This is a genomic window from Dorea sp. AM10-31, from assembly GCF_003435815.1.
Classification (GTDB): domain Bacteria; phylum Bacillota; class Clostridia; order Lachnospirales; family Lachnospiraceae; genus Dorea_D; species Dorea_D hominis.
In genome coordinates, this window is sequence record NZ_QTUV01000010.1 from 1 (window position 1) to 17667 (window position 17667).

The window sequence follows — 17667 nt, forward strand, 5'->3', positions numbered from 1 at the left end:
GAAACTAACTGCCACGTCCTACTTTTGAATTAATGTGTTTTGCTCATCTCTAATATCATATAGATAAATTCATGTTCCGAAAAGCAACCTGCTGTTGCCATACCCTGTCTATATGATTTAATTATCACTCTTTGGTCATGACTCTTTTACAATAGAAATTAATCTTGCCATATGATTTCCTTTCCGGCATAAGAAAAACCCTTGAAAACACTGGATTTTCAAGGGTTTTATGGATCTTATTAAAGAGCAGCAAATATCAGATTATTTACCCATCTGAGCTGCAACTTCTGCTGCGAAGTCTTCGTTCTTCTTCTCAAGGCCTTCACCTGTTTCAAAACGAACAAATCTCTTCACGCTTAAGTTAGCTCCGTTCTCTTTTCCAACCTTCTCTACGTATTTAGCTACAGTAAGGTCGCTATCCTGAACGTATGCCTGGTCTAACAGACAAATCTCTTTCATCTCTTTGTTGAGACGTCCGATGATCATCTTTTCGATGATGTTATCCGGTTTATTCGGATTCTCCTGTTTAGCCTGAGCAAGAAGAATCTCTTTCTCATGGTCTAAGAAGGACTGATCTACTTCATCACGGGAAGTATATTTTGGAGACATAGCTGCTACCTGCATAGCTACGTTCTTCAGACAAGTTTTGATCTCGTCATTGATAACATCTGTATCTGCTTCAACAAGAACACCGATACGTCCGCCACCGTGAATATAAGATACTACACATCCGTCAGTAACAACTTTCTCAAATCTTCTGATGTTCAGTTTCTCTCCGATAACAGAAATCTTCTCTGTCAGAGCATCCTGTACAGTCTTAGAAGCATCTTCGTTCCAAGTTTCTGCCATAAATGCTTCCATATCTTTGGACTCAGAAGCGATTGCCTGATTAACAACAGCTTTAACAAATCCCTGGAATTCTGCATTCTTAGCAACGAAGTCTGTCTCTGAGTTAACTTCTACGATTGCTGCAGTCTTATCATCTTTGACATCAGCCATAACAATACCTTCTGCTGCGATACGTCCGGCTTTTTTAACAGCCTTAGCTTCGCCATTCTTTCTCAGATATTCTACTGCCTCGTCCATGTTTCCATCTGTTTCATTAAGAGCTTTTTTGCAGTCCATCATTCCTGCACCAGTCATCTCTCTTAATTCTTTTACCATCTTAGCTGTAACTGCCATTTTTTTATCCTCCATCATTAAAAAGAATGAATCCTACTCTTCTACTGCCTCTGCTTCTTCAGCAACTTCCTCGTATACTTCATCAGCATCAGCTGCTCCCTGATTAGCTTCTACAACAGCGTCTGCCATCTTGGAAACGATCAGTTTTACTGCACGGATAGCATCATCGTTACCCGGAATTACATAATCTAACTCTTCCGGATCACAGTTTGTATCAGCGATTCCGATAAGCGGAATACCAAGTGTATGTGCTTCCTGAACACAGATTCTTTCTTTCTTAGGATCTACTACGAAGATTGCATCCGGAATAGTCTTCATTTCTTTGATTCCGCCAAGGTTCTTCTCAAGTTTCTCCCATTCTTTCTTAAGCTGGATAACTTCTTTTTTCGGTAATACGTCAAATGTTCCATCTTCAGACATTCTCTCGATATCTTTCAGACGAGCGATTCTGCTCTTAATTGTCTTGAAGTTTGTAAGCATTCCTCCAAGCCATCTCTCGTTAACATAGAACATTCCACAACGCTCTGCTTCTACTTTGATAGCATCCTGAGCCTGTTTCTTTGTTCCAACGAACAGAATGTTTCCACCTTCTGCTGCGATATCTGCTACTGCCTGGTAAGCCTCATCAACTTTTCCTACAGATTTCTGTAAGTCGATGATGTAGATACCGTTTCTCTCTGTGTAAATGTACGGAGCCATTTTAGGGTTCCATCTTCTTGTCTGATGTCCAAAGTGAACACCTGCTTCTAAAAGCTGTTTCATTGAAATAACGCTCATGTTTCTTTCCTCCATTTGGTTCTTTACTTCCGCATATATGTAAGTCTTTGAAACCTCCTGTATCAGGCCGGCACCATCTTGGACAAATATATGCGTGTTTTTTGCGACCTTAATAGGATAGCATAAAACCCTTGCTGTTGCAAGGGTTTTCGTAAATTCTGAAATATTTAGAAAACTTCTGATCAGAACTCTTTCTGCCCCATAATTTTAACTGATTTCCGATAAGAAGAGAAATAAATCATTCCCACCACAACTGCAGATAGTAACACAGTACCTAAAAAATGTTGTATAAATATACCTCCAAATGCATCTACAAAGATGGTAATAAATGCTACCAGTATTGCGCCTATTAACATATCAAATGCTGTAAAAAGAATAATAATCCCCATTACAAGCAGCAAAATAATAATTCTTGATTTTGATACATCATATTTCAGTTCTACCGGAAATATAATTGCCTGAAGAACTAATGCAACTGCCAATATTCCAAGAAACGCACTAAAAATTTCCTGATTACTATCTGCCTGATCCGGTGTAAAGAGCATCCCGATTTTAGTAAGAATCATACTTAAAATACCACCAATACATATACTCATAAGACTCAGCAGATACTTTTCCTTCACATATTCCTTTCTTGTAATAGGCAGTGTCATAAGATAAACAATTCCCTGGTCCGCCACATCGTATTGATACATTGTCCGGGCAATCATAGATAACCCAAACATGATATATCCCATCATAAAATACCAGTTTTGAAACAAAACACCAAATAAAACACTTACACCGATGATACTAACCCACAATCTTCTCTCATTTTTTAAAGTTCTTAAATCTTTCATGAGTAATGCTTTCATATTCTCTCTCCTCCTGCCATCAAAAGGATTAATTCGTCCACGCTTCCTTTTTCTATTACAATTTCCGGATTATGCATCTGATAATATGCCTTCTGATCTGTCAGACAGCTCCATCCGAAATTTTCTTTTTTCCGGCAGATAATATGTGACTTATCCATTTTTTTATATACCTCATCTGATACTTTTAATAATCCATATGCATCTAATAGCCGATCCATTTCTTCATGAAATGTAATTGTCCCTTTTTGAATCAGATAAATATCATCACAAAATGTTTCCAGATCTCCTGATAAATGCGAACTGATCAGAATCGCCCGTCCTTCCGTCTCCATATATTCCCGCAACAGTGTCAGCATCTGTTCTCTCGCCACCACATCCAGCCCGCTGGTCGGTTCATCCAAAAGTAATAACTTCGCTTTATGTGTAATTGCTGCAAATATCTGTAATTTTCGTTTCATTCCTGTTGAAAATTCCTTTATTTTCTTATTCATTGGAAGTTTATATTCTTCGCAATACTGTAGAAATTTATCCTTTTCAAATTCCGGATATAAGTCTTCCAGAAATGGGATAATATCATGAATTGTAAAATAACTTCCAAAACCGGTTTCCGCTAACACGACTCCTGTCTGCTGTAATATTTCTTTTTCTGGCTGTTTTCCATCATTACTGCACTCTCGTTTTTTCCCCAGCACTTCCATCTCTCCTGCTTCTTTTCCAATCAGCCCGAGAATAAGTTTAAATGTCGTACTTTTTCCTTCTCCATTCGCTCCGATCAGTCCCGTAATCATTCCAGGATATACTGTCAGAGAGCAATCCATCGAAAAATCCGGATATTTCTTCTGTACATGATTTAGTTTTATCATCACATCTTTCCCCATCTCTAACCCTCCAATACAATTTCAAATAATTCCGTCAAGTCATGATCTGTCAATCCGCAGCTTCTTCCTTTATGGATTGCCGCTTCCAGTTCTGCCTCAACTTCTTTTTTCTTTTCCTCCAGCAGCATATTCTGATTGGCACATGCTACAAAACTTCCCTTTCCATGTACCGTCACAACAAATCCTTCCTCTGTTAATGCGTCATAGGCTTTTTTTACAGTGAGCGCACTGATTTTTAAATCTTTCGCCATTGTACGGACAGACGGAAGCATCATCTCTTCCGAAAATTCTCCATTTATAATCTTCTCTTTAATCTGTTCTACAATCTGTTCATAAATCGGCTGCATGGATGAGTGATTAATAATCAGATACATCTTTCGCCCTCCTTCTTTGTAAACAGTATATAACAGTATATAACTGTTGTCAACTGTTATACACTGTTTATTCACCTATAAAACATGACACCGGCAGACTTTTTCAGGATACTAAACCAATTTTTCTAGTCGCCAAAAAAATCTGTATTTACAGATATACTTTCTATAAATACAGATTTTAAATCTTGATATTGTAATTTTATTTTCAAACGACTATATGCATTTTAAAACACAACATTCAGAAGCATTTTAAATCTCTCTTCTCCGTATACAGCGTGTGGTTTCTTTGCAGGCATGATAATTGTCTCTCCTGCTTTTAGGATATATACGTCTCCCACAATTCTATCATATAAAAAGGACGGGGAATAAATCCCCGCCACATAAAGTCTTTTAAAACTTACTAACTGATGTGTAATTAGCAAACTGTATGGATCCATCCTTCCGGAGCTTCGATGTGTCCCATCTGGATTCCAGTTAATGTATCGTATAGTTTCTTTGTGATCTCACCCATCTCTTCCATTCCGCTTGGGAAGCAAATTTCTTTACCATGATCTACGATCTTGCCTACTGGAGAGATAACTGCTGCTGTTCCGCAAAGTCCACATTCTGCGAAGTCTTTTACTTCATCCAGATATACTTCTCTTTCTTCTACTTCCAATCCAAGATAATGTTCTGCGACATACATCAAAGAACGTCTTGTAATAGAAGGAAGAATTGTGCTTGATTTCGGTGTTACTACTTTCTTATCTTTTGTTACAAAAATAAAGTTAGCTCCACCAGTCTCTTCAACCTTTGTTCTTGTAGCTGCATCCAAATACATGTTTTCATCGTATCCCTGTGCGTGTGCATCTACGATTGCATGTAAGCTCATTGCATAGTTAAGTCCGGCTTTTACATGTCCTGTTCCATGCGGTGCTGCACGATCAAAATCACTAACCCTGATTGTGATTGGTTTTGCTCCGCCTTTGAAGTATGGTCCAACTGGTGTAGTAAATACACGGAACTGATACTCATCTGCCGGTTTTACACCGATAACAGCGTTAGAACCAAACATATACGGACGTACATACAAAGTAGCTCCTGATCCGTATGGTGGTACATAAGCTGCATTTGCTTTTACAACATCATGTACAGCCTGTACAAATTTATCTTCCGGGAATACCGGCATTTCCAGTCTTGCTGCAGAATCAGCAAGTCTCTTTGCATTTAAGTCCGGGCGGAACATTACAATGTGTCCATCTTCTGTCGTATATGCTTTCAGGCCTTCAAAACATGTCTGTGCATACTGCAGTACTCCGGCGCATTCACTGATGACAACCTTATCATCTTCCGTTAATACACCTTCATCCCATGATCCGTCTTTATAATTTGATACGAATCTCTTATCTGTCTTTACATAGCCAAATCCAAGATTACTCCAATCGATATCTTTTTTCTCCATTTTCTATTCCTCCGTCCTTTTACAATTAAATATATTTATGATACCACTTAACACGAAACAATCCGCAGGCATCATAGTTGAGGCTTTTGTCCCAACATCATTGTATGCAAGTATTATAATACTGTCTATATAAAAATTCAAGAGTGCACTCTGTTTTTTATGTGTACAATTTTCACAAAATTATTTATCGCTCCATCATGCTAATCGATTCAATACCGACACTTCCTCCACGGACAACTTCAATACTCTTGTACTCTTCTTTCATAAGTTTGATTACTGCATCATTCTTTGTCGCTGTCTGTACAAATTCAAGAAGCAGACTGTCTTTACCATAATCAATAACTTTTGCTTTAAATGTTTCTGCAATCTGGAACAGTTCTACCTTATCTTCCGGTGTACATTTCTGTACTTTTACATAGAGAATTTCCTTCATTCTGACAAATACATCCGTAAAATCAATGACTTTAATTACTTCTACCAGACGGTTTAACTGTTTTTTAATCTGTTCAAATGTTTCATCGTCGCTGACGGTCGCGATCGTCATTCGTGATACAGTCGGATCTTCCGTTGTTCCAACAGTCAGACTGTCCAGATTGTAAGATTTTCCCGAAAACAGCCCTGAGATTTTAGACAGGACACCGACTTGATTTTCTACATATAAAGAAATCCAGCGTTTTTTCATTTTATTTCCACTCATAATCATTCTCCTTCCTGCTTAACAATCCATGATCATATCTTCTAATGTACCGCCCGGCTGGATCATCGGATATACAAGATCCTCCGGATCAATATCAAATTCAATGATATATGGCGTCTTTTTACTCTGCATTGCTTCTCTGAATGCCGGTTCAATCTCTTCCACTTTTGAAACATGGATTCCCTTCGCTCCATAGGATTCTGCAAGTTTCAGGAAATTCGGTGTATATTCCGGGCATGGAACTTCACCGCATTTTCCCCTGCATGCTGCTCCCGCTCGCAGGCAGGTCATGGAGTAACGTTTTCCATAGAATAATTTCTGCCACTGACGAACCATTCCCAGATTATTATTATTGAAAATACAGGAAATGATCGGAAGTTCTTCCAGCACCGCCGTTGCAAGTTCTTGAATATTCATCTGCATACCACCATCACCGGAAATAGAGATAACCGGTGTATCCGGATTACCGATCTTGGCTCCGATCGCACCTGGAAGTCCGTATCCCATCGTTCCAAGTCCACCGGACATCAGTAATTGTTTCTTATGTGTAATTTCTATAAACTGCGCTGTAAACATCTGATGCTGTCCAACATCCGTTACGATAATTGCTGCATCAAATACCTTGTTGATCGTATCGATTACATCCTGTGGTGTCATGATCGGCTTTCTCTTCATCTTCATCGGATGTTCTTCTTTCCATGTTTCAACCTGTGCACGCCATTTTTCTGTGTCACACTCTGTCACGTACTCTAACATTTTATCGATTGCTTCTTTTGCGTCCGCTACGATTGGAACATCGACCTGTACATTTTTTGAAATGGCAGCTGTATCAATATCGATATGAACAATCTGCGCTTTTGGTGCAAAAGAATGTAACTTACCTGTGATGCGGTCATTGAATCTTGTTCCGATAGAGAACAGCAGATCACATTCATTTACTGACATATTGGACGCATAAGCACCATGCATACCAAGATTTCCAATATAAAGTGGGTGATTTGTTGGAATTGCTCCTCTTCCCATAACCGTTGTTACTACCGGCACATGTGTGCATTCCACAAGTTCTGTAAATGCCTCCTGTGCATGAGCAACATTAACACCTCCTCCGGCAAGAAACAGCGGTCTCTTTGCCTTTCCGAGCATTTTCAGTGCACGTTTTAACTGTCCGATATGTACATGTGTATTCGGTTTGTATCCACGGATATTTACTTCTTCTGGATACTCTGCATCTCCCAGCTCTCCCATAACATCTTTTGGAAGGTCAATTAATACCGGTCCCGGTCTTCCGGTTCTCGCAATATAAAATGCTTCTTTTAAAATACGTCCGAGATCTTCTCTTCTACGTACAGTTACTCCGTATTTTGTAATACTTCTCGTAATACCGACAATATCGACTTCCTGAAATGCATCATTTCCAATAAGATGTCTGGATACCTGTCCGGTAAAACATACAAGTGGTACGCTGTCATAATAAGCAGTCGCGATTCCTGTCACCAGGTTTGTCGCACCCGGTCCGCTTGTTACAAGGCACACCCCAACTTTTCCTGTAGATCTTGCATATGCATCTGCTTCATGCACAAGCGCAACTTCCTGTCTTGGCAGGATCACTTTCGTATAATCCTGTTTGTATAACTCATCACTGATATCAATCGTGCAGGCTCCCGGATAGCCGAATAATGTGTCTACGCCCTCTTCCTTCAAAGCCTTTACTAATAATTTGTTTCCACTGATTTTTTTCATCTGCACAACCTCCTTGGCATTAAAAAAACCCTAAGCTCTATGCTTAGGGCGAATTACTCATCCGTGTTACCACCTAAATTCAGAAACTTTTGTCTCTGCACTCTGCCGATACAGGACTCCTACATCCGATATCGTTCCCATCTAACGCTGGGACTGCGTTGAAGCCTACTTGCTTTCGCTTTCAATTCACTGCTCGGGGGCTACTTCCATAATCACTTCACGAAGATTCACACCAGCCATCTTCTCTCTGTGGATCTGTAAATTATGTACTCCTCCCTGTCATAGCATTTTCACAATTATTTATAAAATCTATCTATTGTTTCACTCATTCAAATAAGTAATACAATTATAACTTTCTGAATATCTTCTGTCAACTGATATATTTTTAACTGCAAAGAACAATATTCATCAAGCTGTATGGCACTATACCAGAACTTTCTCTGCAATTTTTCCCCAGGAGATTCGGCTTACATCAGCCGGTCTGGTACAATTTTCCTCTACACTTTCCTGCAATGATTCTGCAATGCGTTTCTCATAAGCCGGAAGTTCTTCTCTAACTGCTTCATCCACGCGGTTCATCCGTGGAAGTTCTACATATCGGATATCCGCTCCCGGCGCATATGTATCCAGCCATTCGCGGATTCCCGGAAGATCCGACATCACAACACGGTCGCCACAGGCAAGTGCTTCGATCACTGTAAGCGGCAATCCTTCCGAAAAAGATGGTAGTGCAAAGATATCGCATGTATTATATACTTTTGCCAGCTCCATCTGCTCCAGTTTTCCAAGAAAATGAACCGGATATGGTGCCTTCTCTGCCAGTCTGCAGATTCTTGCATACTCTGTCTCATTTCCTGCGCCGCCAGCCAGATATACTTCCAGTTTATCTGCTTCATACGGAAGATAAGCAAGACTTCGGATCAGACTCTCTACGCCTTTCTTCTCTGAGATTTTCCCAGCAAACACAATCTTCGTCTTTCCGGGAACCTTCCGGATATGAAGATCACGGAAAATATGACTGTTATAGCCCATTCCAGATACTTCCACCTGTTCTGCTGTTACATGAAACATCTGGCAGATCTGCGTCTTCTGCTCTTCATGCAAAGCAAAAATCCGGTTTAGCTTCGCAATCTGCGCTTTGATATACTCCTGTTTTAACACATTTTTCTGCAATTGTCTGAGATCTGTATTATGACAGAAACCATATACCGGAAGTTCCGGAAAATGTTCCCGCACCAGTGCTGTAAGCAGATACAGATGATGACTTAAGATCAGATCCGGCTGAAATTCCTTTACTGCCTGCCTGATCTTCGTCAGGAAAACATTTGCAAACTGCCCTGCCATTTCTTCTGTCATATCACAATATCTCGTGCTTTCATAAGGCATCTCATCCGACATTCCCGCAATCGGAAACGGCAGCTCCTCTGACTTGAAAATAACCGGATATACTTTTGTATTTTCCGGAACTTCTGTCTTATCTTCTTTATAAACACCGGCAACTACTGCTTGTTCATGTCCTTTTGCTGCCAATTCCTTTACAAGTTCTGTCAAAAACACGCCACTACCGGTACTGTTTGGCTTCTGTGCCGTAATACTCAGTATTCTCATCTTTCTTTTTAAATCCTCTCATATACCGTAAAATAATACTCCAGATCAAAACATGTCTGTTCTTCACTGATCTTTGTCATCTTCCACTCTGGATCTTCATCCAAACTCGGAAAATAAGTATCTGCATCATACGCATGATCAATCTTTGTAACCAGTGCTGTATCGCAGTACTTTAACATCGCACGGTAAATGCTCTCCCCACCGATTACGAATGTCTCTCCCTCGTACTTCTTCGCTTCTTCCAGTGCTTCTTCTACACTGTGTACAACAACCGCGTCTTTTACTTTGTAATCCGGATTCTTGCTGATTACAATATTCACACGGTTTTTAAGTGGCTGGCTCTGTGGAAAACTTTCCAGTGTTTTCCGTCCCATAATAACAATATTCCCCTTTGTTGTCTCACGGAAAAATTTCATATCTGCCGGAATGCTCCACATCAGGCGGTTGTTTTTTCCAATCGCCCAGTTTTTATCAACTGCAACTATTAATTTCATCTTATCTCGCCCTTTCTTTTTTTAAACTGCAACCGGAATGTTTTTAATCTGCTCATGCGTCTCATAATCGATCAGTTTTACATCATCTCTCGTAAAATCATAGAAATCTTTTACTTTCGGATTCAGCCAGAACTTCGGTGCCGGAAGCGGTTCTCTTGCGATCAGTTCTTCTATTACCGGCACGTGTCTGTCGTAAATATGCGCATCCGCGATCACATGTACCAGTTCTCCGGCTTCCATATCACACACCTGTGCCAGCATATGCACAAGCACCGCATACTGGCAGACATTCCAGTTATTTGCTGTCAGCACGTCATTCGATCTCTGATTTAAAACAGCATTCAATGTCAGCTTATCGTGTCCTTCCTTCTTCGTCACATTAAATGTCATACTGTATGCACAAGGATAGAGATTCATCTCATGAAGATCCTGATGTACATATATATTTGTCATAATTCTGCGGCTGTACGGATTATTTTTTAAGTCATAAATCACACGGTCAACCTGATCAAACAGGCCTTCTTTATACTGATGCTTCACGCCAAGCTGATATCCGTATGCTTTGCCGATTGAGCCATTCTCATCTGCCCAACTGTCCCAGATATGACTGTGCAAGTCATTGATATTATTCGATTTCTTCTGCCAGATCCACAAAAGTTCATCCGTGCAGCTCTTGATCGCTGTTCTCCTGAGCGTCAGAGCCGGAAATTCCCTTGACAAATCATAGCGGTTCACCACTCCAAATCTTTTAATTGTGTAAGCCGGCGTCCCATCCTCCCATTTCGGACGGACCTTTTCTCCCCTGGTATCTGTGCCATTGTCGATGATGTCACGGCACATATCTATAAAAACTTTGTCTGCATAACTCATAAAAATGTATCCTCCTTGCAAGCTGTCTTTTTCATATTAACATGAAAATATTATAAAAAAAAGAGAAACGTCGCAATTTGCGTTCCTCTTTTAAGCCTATACATCTCAGGCTCTTTTATTCCTGATATCCTGCTATATGCTATATATTATATTAACCACAACATTCAACGAGAACATTTTCCAGTGCATTTGCACTTGCACTGTGTGTACGCTCCACACGGATATTGTAACGCTCTGCTTCTTTCAACGCACAGTGTACCATTTTATGTGCCACTGTTGAAGTAAACAAAATGATCAGATCCGGCTGACCGATCTGTGTCTTCAGATTGCCCGCCATTCTGGTAAATACTTTTGCCTTACATTTATATTTCTTGCAGATCTGTTTATACTGATGTTCCATTCTTTCATTTCCGCCTATAATAACAACACTCATCGATTTGTCCCCTTTCTTGCTGTCTTTTGTCTTATGCTACAATTTCCCGAATTGTCTTTCCTGCCAGAAATTCATTTACTGCACAGTCCTTTGCCTTATCGTATGTCCAGAATGTAAGTTTTGCTTTTTCCGGATCATGATATACTTTCCAATATCCACAAAAGAGACTGTCCTGTCCTTTATGCTCAATAAAGCCTCTGACATCTTCCAGTGGATAGTTAAGGAAAATTCCGATTTCATGAGGAAATTCAATCTCATTTTTTGAATGTTCCCGTACTCTTAACGAAAGTCTTTCCAGCACTTTTTCCAGACTGTTTTCTTCATAACCGTAATCAGCAAGGAACGTCTTCACTTCCGGTTGTTTCAGATATGTTTTTAACTGTGCCGGGCGATATAACAACACTAGGTATTTGTCTCTGCAAAATGTAAGTGCACGGTAACAGATTCCCGTTCCATTAAGAAGCAGATGCATATTTCTCATATCCTCTCTGCGGACATTCGTAATACAGGCTACTTTATATCCTTTGAACAATGGGGCACATTGCAGGATTAACTGAAACTGTAATCTCTTCCAACTATTTTTATCTGCTAACATACATGCTACAACTTCCACTGGCATTTTGGAGTTCCCGCCTTTTCTTGTTTGATTTTGATTTTGATTATCATTTACATTTACTAATTTATCATACATGTATTAAAATTACAAGGAGACTTATTCATACCATTTTCTCATTAAGGAGGAACAAAAAGGTCCATGCTTTATTTTTGCATGAACCTTAATAACTTATACTTTATAAAATTTTCTTTCTGCCTCGATTCTTACATTGTCATCTCATCTTTGGGAAGGAAATATTTTAATGCCACTTCATTTGTAGCCGCATCAGCCAGGTTGATACAACTGTTTCCCATACGGTCAATCAAATGAAGAATATTCGTAAATGGTGTTGTCAGACTCGCTTTACATTTTCCTTTGTTGACACGCTGGATATGGGATTTTCGCATCATAATATCCAAATTGACAATCTTGTCTTTGCGCTTCATCAGCTTTTCAAGCTCTACTGTTGTATCACCGCGTAATGCCTTTGTCGCTGAATCAAACATCTTCTCCAGAGTTTTCAGACATTTTGCAAGTTCATCCATCGCTTCCTGTGAATATTTATACTGGTTTGTTTCTTTTTCTTTCATAGATAATGCAATTCCGGCACTTAAATTACCGATTCGTTCCACATCTCCCAGCACATACATCAGTCCCGCTGTCTGGGATGCCTGCTGTTCGGTCAAAAGTCCGGAAGAAAATAATCCTGCCAGATAATCTGTGATTTTATCTGTGAGCTTTGTTACTTTCGCACTCTCCTCCTGTATCTTATCTACACCTTGCATCTGATTTTCTTTTACGACAGTCACCGTATCATGCAGAACTTTTTTCACCTGATCGCTCAGATGTAAAATCTCTTTTGCGACAAGCTGCAGCGCTGCTGCCGGCTGATTTTTCACATTCTCATCCAGATATAATGTCTCAAACGGATCTGATTCGGTCTTCCTTCCATCCGGAATCAGGAACATAACAATCTTCACCATCACTCCAATCAGGCATACCCAGATCAGTGTCATTGTAATATTAAAACAAGTATGCGCATTCGCAATCTGTCTGGAAATCACTTCCACTTCCGGTCCTTTTGGTGAAATAAAACGGATCAGTGTAGCATATGGTTTCACAAACCATATAAATAAAAAACTTCCTGATATATTAAAAATGCAATGCGCCACGGCTGTTCTCTTTGCATCTTTCGTCTGTCCTATACTTGCAAGAAGTGCCGTGATCGTTGTTCCGATATTGTCTCCAAGCAGGATCGGAATCGCACCAGTAAGTCCAAGAATACTTGTCATACCGTCTGGTCCTGCCTGTGCTGCAAAATTCTGTAAGACTGCGATGGTTGCACTACTACTCTGTACGACCAGCGTCATTAATGTACCTACTCCCACTCCAAGAACCGGAATATGTTTTACACTTGCAATAAGTTGTGTAAACATCGGACTGGATGCCAGCGGTTTCATGACGTCTCCCATTGTCTCAATTCCAAGGAATAACAGACCGAATGCAAATATCGTCTGTCCTATACTTTTTGCTTTTTCTGATTTTGCAATAAATGCAATGATAAATCCCACAAAAATAATGATATATATGTAATCGCTGATCTTAAATGCAATAATCTGTGCCGTCATGGTTGTTCCGATATTTGCACCAAATATAATAGAAATTGCCTGTGGCAGGTTCATAAGTCCTGCACTGACAAATCCGATTGCCATGACCGTTGTGGCGCTGCTGCTCTGCAGAACTGCCGTTGTAAGCGCTCCGGCAAGCACACCGAGAACCGGATTCTTTGTCAGTAACGCCAAAATACTTTTCATCTTCTCTCCAGCTGCTTTCTGCAGACACTCGCTCATCATATTCATTCCATAAATAAAGATTGCAAGTCCCCCCAGCAGACCAAATACAATCTGCATATTTTCATTCATATTGATTTCTCTCCTTTTTGCTGTACAATTTACTATCGTTGCTATTTTAGCGAATGCACATGCAAATCAGATGAAATCTATGTTAAATCTATGTAAAGTCAGCTCATGTATTACAGAAAAACAATAAAAAAAGCCGGCCTCTAAGGCTCGGCTATATTATACAGTACACGATCCAGCATCTTTTTCAATGCTTCTACTTCTTTTTTATTCATTCCCAGTGTCAGCATCTTATCCAGTTTCTTCCGGTCTGTTTCCATCCTCCTCTGAATATCATATGCTTTCTCAGTCAGGTAAATGTTCTTGCAACGCTTATCTTCGTTGCTCGGTACTACAAGGATAAATCCTTTTTCATCCAGTCGTTTCATAAGTCCTGTCACAGTCGGATTACGCAGACTCAGCGCTTTTTCAATATCTCTCTGGGTTACATGCTCTTTTCTGCTTGTAAATAAATAATCCAGCACCGCACACTGTGAAGCTGTGATTCCCAGCGTACGTAGTTTGCGGTTAAATTCTTTTTCGTAAATTGTGCTGATCTGCTTAAACAAAAATCCAAGCGTCGTTCTCTCCCGCATCTTATGTTTCCCTCCTCATGAACTTCCCGGCTTTCTTATAAATATATCCGACTTTTAATACTCACGAATCACACTGCTGATTTCCTGTGTCGTATCCATCTCTCTTAAATGCATCAACGCATCCTGCATATGATACTCTTTTACTGCTTCCGTTACGATAACAAGTTCAGCGACTCCGTCTGTAATGACCTTCTGGATCACTTTGGAAATGCTGACTTTGTGCTCACCGAACATGCTGGCGATTCGTGCAAGAACGCCCGGTTTGTTTGTTACCTGCATGCGTACAAAGAATTTATTTTTCACATCATCTGAACTCTTGACCGGTGTATTCTTGTAGCAGGTACAGCTGATTCGTCCGGTACATGAGAACTGGATATCGCGGATAATGTCGATCACATCTCCCATAACAGCACTGGCTGTTGGAAGCTCTCCGGCGCCTCTTCCGTAAAACATCGCATCATCTAATGCATCTCCGTGTACAAAAACCGCATTAAAGGAATCTCTGACAGATGCAAGCGGATGATTCTTCGGCAGCATCATCGGATAAACTGCAACCTCAATACCATCTTCTCTGTTATGTGCCACTCCGAGAAGCTTGATCACACTGCCAAATTCTTTTGCATATGCGACATCCTTCGCAGATATCTTTGTAATTCCTTCTGTGTATACATCGTCAAATACAACTCTGGAATGAAATGCAATGGAAGCTAAGATTGCAACTTTTCTTCCAGCATCCAGACCTTCAACATCCGCAGTCGGATCTGCTTCCGCATATCCAAGCTCTGTCGCTTTTGCCAGCGCTTCTGAAAAGTCCATGCCATCCTCAAACATCTTTGTCAGGATGTAGTTTGTTGTTCCGTTCACGATACCGATCACTTCATCAATCTCATTCGCTGCAAGACACTGTTTCAGCGGACGAATGATCGGGATACCGCCTGCAACAGCCGCCTCAAAGAGGAAATCAACCTGATTTTCCTGTGCTGCATCCAGTAATTCTCTTCCGTGCACTGCCACCAGATCTTTATTCGCAGTCACTACATTCTTCCCTGCGCAGAGTGCTTCCAGAATCATCGTCTTCGCCGGTTCGATTCCTCCCATTACTTCAATCACAATAGAAATCTCCGGGTCTTCTACTATTTCTTTCCAGTTATCTGTCAGAAGAGAGGCATCTACGCCTTCTCTTTGTTTGTTCATATTATGTACGAGGATTCTTGTAATCTCAAGATTCGCTCCTGATTTTTTTACCATTTCTTCTTTCTGTCTTTGAACCAGTTTATAAACACCGCCGCCCACGGTTCCTAATCCGAGGAGTGCTGCCTTTATTTTCTTACATTCTGCCATATATCCCTACCCTCATTCTTTCCTGTATTTTTATGACGTCTTTACAGACATCACAATCAATTTTATTATAGCATTATCTGGTGGATATAGTCAAAAATGTTCTATAATAACATCTTTTTATCATTGCATGTTTTATAAGCATTTGCGAAAATTAGAAAATTCAAAAAACTTTTTTTAAAAAAGTGTTGACAAAAACTAATTCACGTAGTATAGTATGTATTGTTCTGAGGAACACATAACACAGAACAACAACTTAAGATATGCGACAGTGGCTCAGTTGGTAGAGTACGACCTTGCCAAGGTCGGGGTCGCGGGTTCGAACCCCGTCTGTCGCTCTTGAAGAGGAATTGCAGTTTGCAGTTCCTTTTTTGCATATACGGTGAACCCAAGTACAGATTTTTGCTTGCACTGTATTTGACGAATGTGCCTCATCGAGCTCGCATTGTCCCGGAGGCTATTATTTATAATAGAAAATACAATTTCTTGTTATATAAAAAACTGCAGCAAGATGTCCATAACCAGACACCTTGCTGCAGTTTTTTATAATTCTGAATATTTACAGAATATCAATATATTCTCCTGCCAGCGCTTTATTCATACTGCGGACTGCGCAGAATTTTCCACACATACTGCATGTATCGCTGTGGTCATCTTCCGGACTTCTGCTGTCACGGATTGCTCTTGCTGTATCAGGATCCAGTGCGCATGCATACTGTGCTTCCCAGTCAAGCTTTCTTCTCGCGTCACCCATCTTATCATCAATATCTCTTGCTCCTCTGACACCTTTGGCAATATCAGCCGCATGTGCTGCGATCTTGGAAGCAATGATTCCCTGTTTTACATCATCAACATTCGGAAGTGCCAGATGTTCTGCCGGTGTTACATAACAGAGGAATGCAGCTCCGTTCATAGCAGCCACAGCGCCACCGATAGCGGCAGTAATATGATCATATCCCGGTGCGATGTCTGTAACGAGAGGTCCTAATACATAGAACGGTGCTCCCATACAAATACTCTTCTGCACCTGCATATTTGCTGCGACCTGATCAAGCGGCACATGTCCCGGTCCCTCTACCATAACCTGGACATTGTGATCCCATGCACGCTTTGTCAGTTCGCCAAGGCGTACCAGTTCTTCGATCTGGCATACATCCGTTGCGTCTGCCAGACATCCCGGTCTGCATGCATCTCCCAGAGAAATTGTAACATCATACTCTTCGCAGATGTCCAGGATCTCATCATAATATTCGTAGAACGGGTTTTCTTCTCCAGTCATGCACATCCACGCAAATACAAGACTTCCACCACGGCTTACAATGTTCATTTTTCTCTTATGCTTTTTGATCTGCTCAATCGTTTTTCTTGTGATTCCGCAATGCAGCGTTACAAAATCTACCCCGTCTTCTGCATGCATACGGATAACATCTACAAAATCTTTTGCTGATAAAGTAGCAAGGTCTCTCTGATAATGGATCACACTGTCATATACCGGAACTGTACCGATCATAACCGGACATTCACTTGTCAGTTTGCGGCGGAATGGCTGCGTATTTCCGTGGCTGGACAGATCCATGATCGCCTCTGCGCCAAGATTTACCGCACTCATGACCTTTTCCATCTCAATGTCATAGTCTTTACAGTCTCTGGAAACGCCAAGATTGACATTAATCTTTGTACGGAGCATACTTCCTACCCCTTCCGGATCCAGACAGGTATGATTCTTGTTTGCACAGATCGCTACCTTTCCTTCAGCAACCAGTTTCTGTAATTCTTCTACTGTCATCTTTTCTTTTTCTGCAACTTTTTCCAGTTCTGGTGTAACAATTCCCTTTCTTGCCGCATCCATCTGTGTTGTGTAATTTCTCATTGGATCATCCTCCTGTAAATAA

General features: G+C 40.5%; 17 protein-coding genes, 1 tRNA gene, 1 pseudogene and 1 other annotated feature. Of the genes and pseudogenes, 1 reads left to right on the forward strand and 18 read right to left on the reverse strand.

The features are described 5' to 3' along the window. Nucleotides 1–261: 261 nt before the first annotated feature. The 17 genes and pseudogenes from tsf to DW125_RS12410 form a co-directional block, all read right to left on the reverse strand. Nucleotides 262–1182 carry a translation elongation factor Ts gene (gene tsf / locus DW125_RS12330; RefSeq protein WP_117538339.1) on the reverse strand — a complete coding sequence of 307 codons (921 nt, stop codon included), beginning with the start codon at nt 1180–1182 and terminating at the stop codon, nt 262–264. A 33-nt stretch (nt 1183–1215) separates the two neighbouring features. Further along, complete coding sequence (rpsB, locus tag DW125_RS12335) at nt 1216–1959, reverse strand: 30S ribosomal protein S2 (RefSeq protein WP_117538340.1); 744 nt, start codon at nt 1957–1959, stop codon at nt 1216–1218. Nucleotides 1960–2141: 182 nt separating this feature from the next. Beyond that, nucleotides 2142–2813: an ABC-2 transporter permease gene (locus DW125_RS12340; protein WP_117538341.1), complete on the reverse strand. Its 672-nt coding sequence runs from the start codon at nt 2811–2813 to the stop codon at nt 2142–2144. Then, nucleotides 2810–3676: an ABC transporter ATP-binding protein gene (locus tag DW125_RS12345; protein ID WP_117538374.1), complete on the reverse strand. Its 867-nt coding sequence runs from the start codon at nt 3674–3676 to the stop codon at nt 2810–2812. Before DW125_RS12345 ends, DW125_RS12340 begins: the two co-directional genes overlap by 4 nt. Nucleotides 3677–3693: 17 nt before the next feature. Beyond that, nucleotides 3694–4065 carry a GntR family transcriptional regulator gene (locus DW125_RS12350; protein WP_021861530.1) on the reverse strand — a complete coding sequence of 124 codons (372 nt, stop codon included), beginning with the start codon at nt 4063–4065 and terminating at the stop codon, nt 3694–3696. Between the two features lie 224 nt (nt 4066–4289). Next, a pseudogene (locus DW125_RS14515) lies at nt 4290–4385 on the reverse strand (cupin domain-containing protein); the annotation flags it as partial. A gap of 95 nt (nt 4386–4480) precedes the next feature. After that, on the reverse strand, nt 4481–5506 hold the full coding sequence (locus DW125_RS12360) for a branched-chain amino acid aminotransferase (RefSeq protein WP_021861532.1): 1026 nt from the start codon (nt 5504–5506) through the stop codon (nt 4481–4483). Between the two features lie 184 nt (nt 5507–5690). Then, on the reverse strand, nt 5691–6203 hold the full coding sequence (ilvN, locus tag DW125_RS12365) for an acetolactate synthase small subunit (RefSeq protein ID WP_021861533.1): 513 nt from the start codon (nt 6201–6203) through the stop codon (nt 5691–5693). Nucleotides 6204–6221: 18 nt separating this feature from the next. Next, nucleotides 6222–7943: a biosynthetic-type acetolactate synthase large subunit gene (gene ilvB / locus DW125_RS12370; protein ID WP_021861534.1), complete on the reverse strand. Its 1722-nt coding sequence runs from the start codon at nt 7941–7943 to the stop codon at nt 6222–6224. A gap of 41 nt (nt 7944–7984) precedes the next feature. After that, nucleotides 7985–8235: a binding site (T-box leader), on the reverse strand. A gap of 131 nt (nt 8236–8366) precedes the next feature. After that, nucleotides 8367–9551: a glycosyltransferase family 4 protein gene (locus DW125_RS12375; RefSeq protein WP_117538342.1), complete on the reverse strand. Its 1185-nt coding sequence runs from the start codon at nt 9549–9551 to the stop codon at nt 8367–8369. Nucleotides 9552–9559: 8 nt separating this feature from the next. Beyond that, nucleotides 9560–10045: a dihydrofolate reductase gene (locus DW125_RS12380; protein ID WP_021861536.1), complete on the reverse strand. Its 486-nt coding sequence runs from the start codon at nt 10043–10045 to the stop codon at nt 9560–9562. Between the two features lie 21 nt (nt 10046–10066). Further along, the gene (thyA, locus tag DW125_RS12385; protein ID WP_021861537.1) at nt 10067–10915 is read right to left on the reverse strand and encodes a thymidylate synthase; all 849 of its coding nucleotides are present in this window, start codon (nt 10913–10915) and stop codon (nt 10067–10069) included. Nucleotides 10916–11066: 151 nt separating this feature from the next. After that, nucleotides 11067–11348: a DUF2325 domain-containing protein gene (locus tag DW125_RS12390; RefSeq protein WP_117538343.1), complete on the reverse strand. Its 282-nt coding sequence runs from the start codon at nt 11346–11348 to the stop codon at nt 11067–11069. A gap of 31 nt (nt 11349–11379) precedes the next feature. Further along, nucleotides 11380–11967, reverse strand: coding sequence for a DUF3793 family protein (locus DW125_RS12395; RefSeq protein ID WP_021861539.1), 588 nt, complete (start codon nt 11965–11967; stop codon nt 11380–11382). Nucleotides 11968–12167: 200 nt separating this feature from the next. After that, complete coding sequence (locus tag DW125_RS12400; RefSeq protein ID WP_117538344.1) at nt 12168–13865, reverse strand: Na/Pi cotransporter family protein; 1698 nt, start codon at nt 13863–13865, stop codon at nt 12168–12170. A gap of 140 nt (nt 13866–14005) precedes the next feature. After that, the gene (locus tag DW125_RS12405) at nt 14006–14437 is read right to left on the reverse strand and encodes a MarR family winged helix-turn-helix transcriptional regulator (RefSeq protein WP_021861541.1); all 432 of its coding nucleotides are present in this window, start codon (nt 14435–14437) and stop codon (nt 14006–14008) included. Nucleotides 14438–14491: 54 nt separating this feature from the next. After that, on the reverse strand, nt 14492–15778 hold the full coding sequence (locus tag DW125_RS12410) for a homoserine dehydrogenase (protein ID WP_117538345.1): 1287 nt from the start codon (nt 15776–15778) through the stop codon (nt 14492–14494). 262 nt (nt 15779–16040) lie between these two features. Here DW125_RS12410 and DW125_RS12415 point away from each other — a divergent pair. Next, nucleotides 16041–16113: transfer RNA gene (locus tag DW125_RS12415), tRNA-Gly, on the forward strand. Nucleotides 16114–16334: 221 nt separating this feature from the next. Here the strand turns inward: DW125_RS12415 and thiC are convergent. Then, nucleotides 16335–17645, reverse strand: a complete 1311-nt coding sequence (thiC, locus tag DW125_RS12420; RefSeq protein WP_021861543.1) for a phosphomethylpyrimidine synthase ThiC — start codon at nt 17643–17645, stop codon at nt 16335–16337. Nucleotides 17646–17667: the final 22 nt, after the last annotated feature.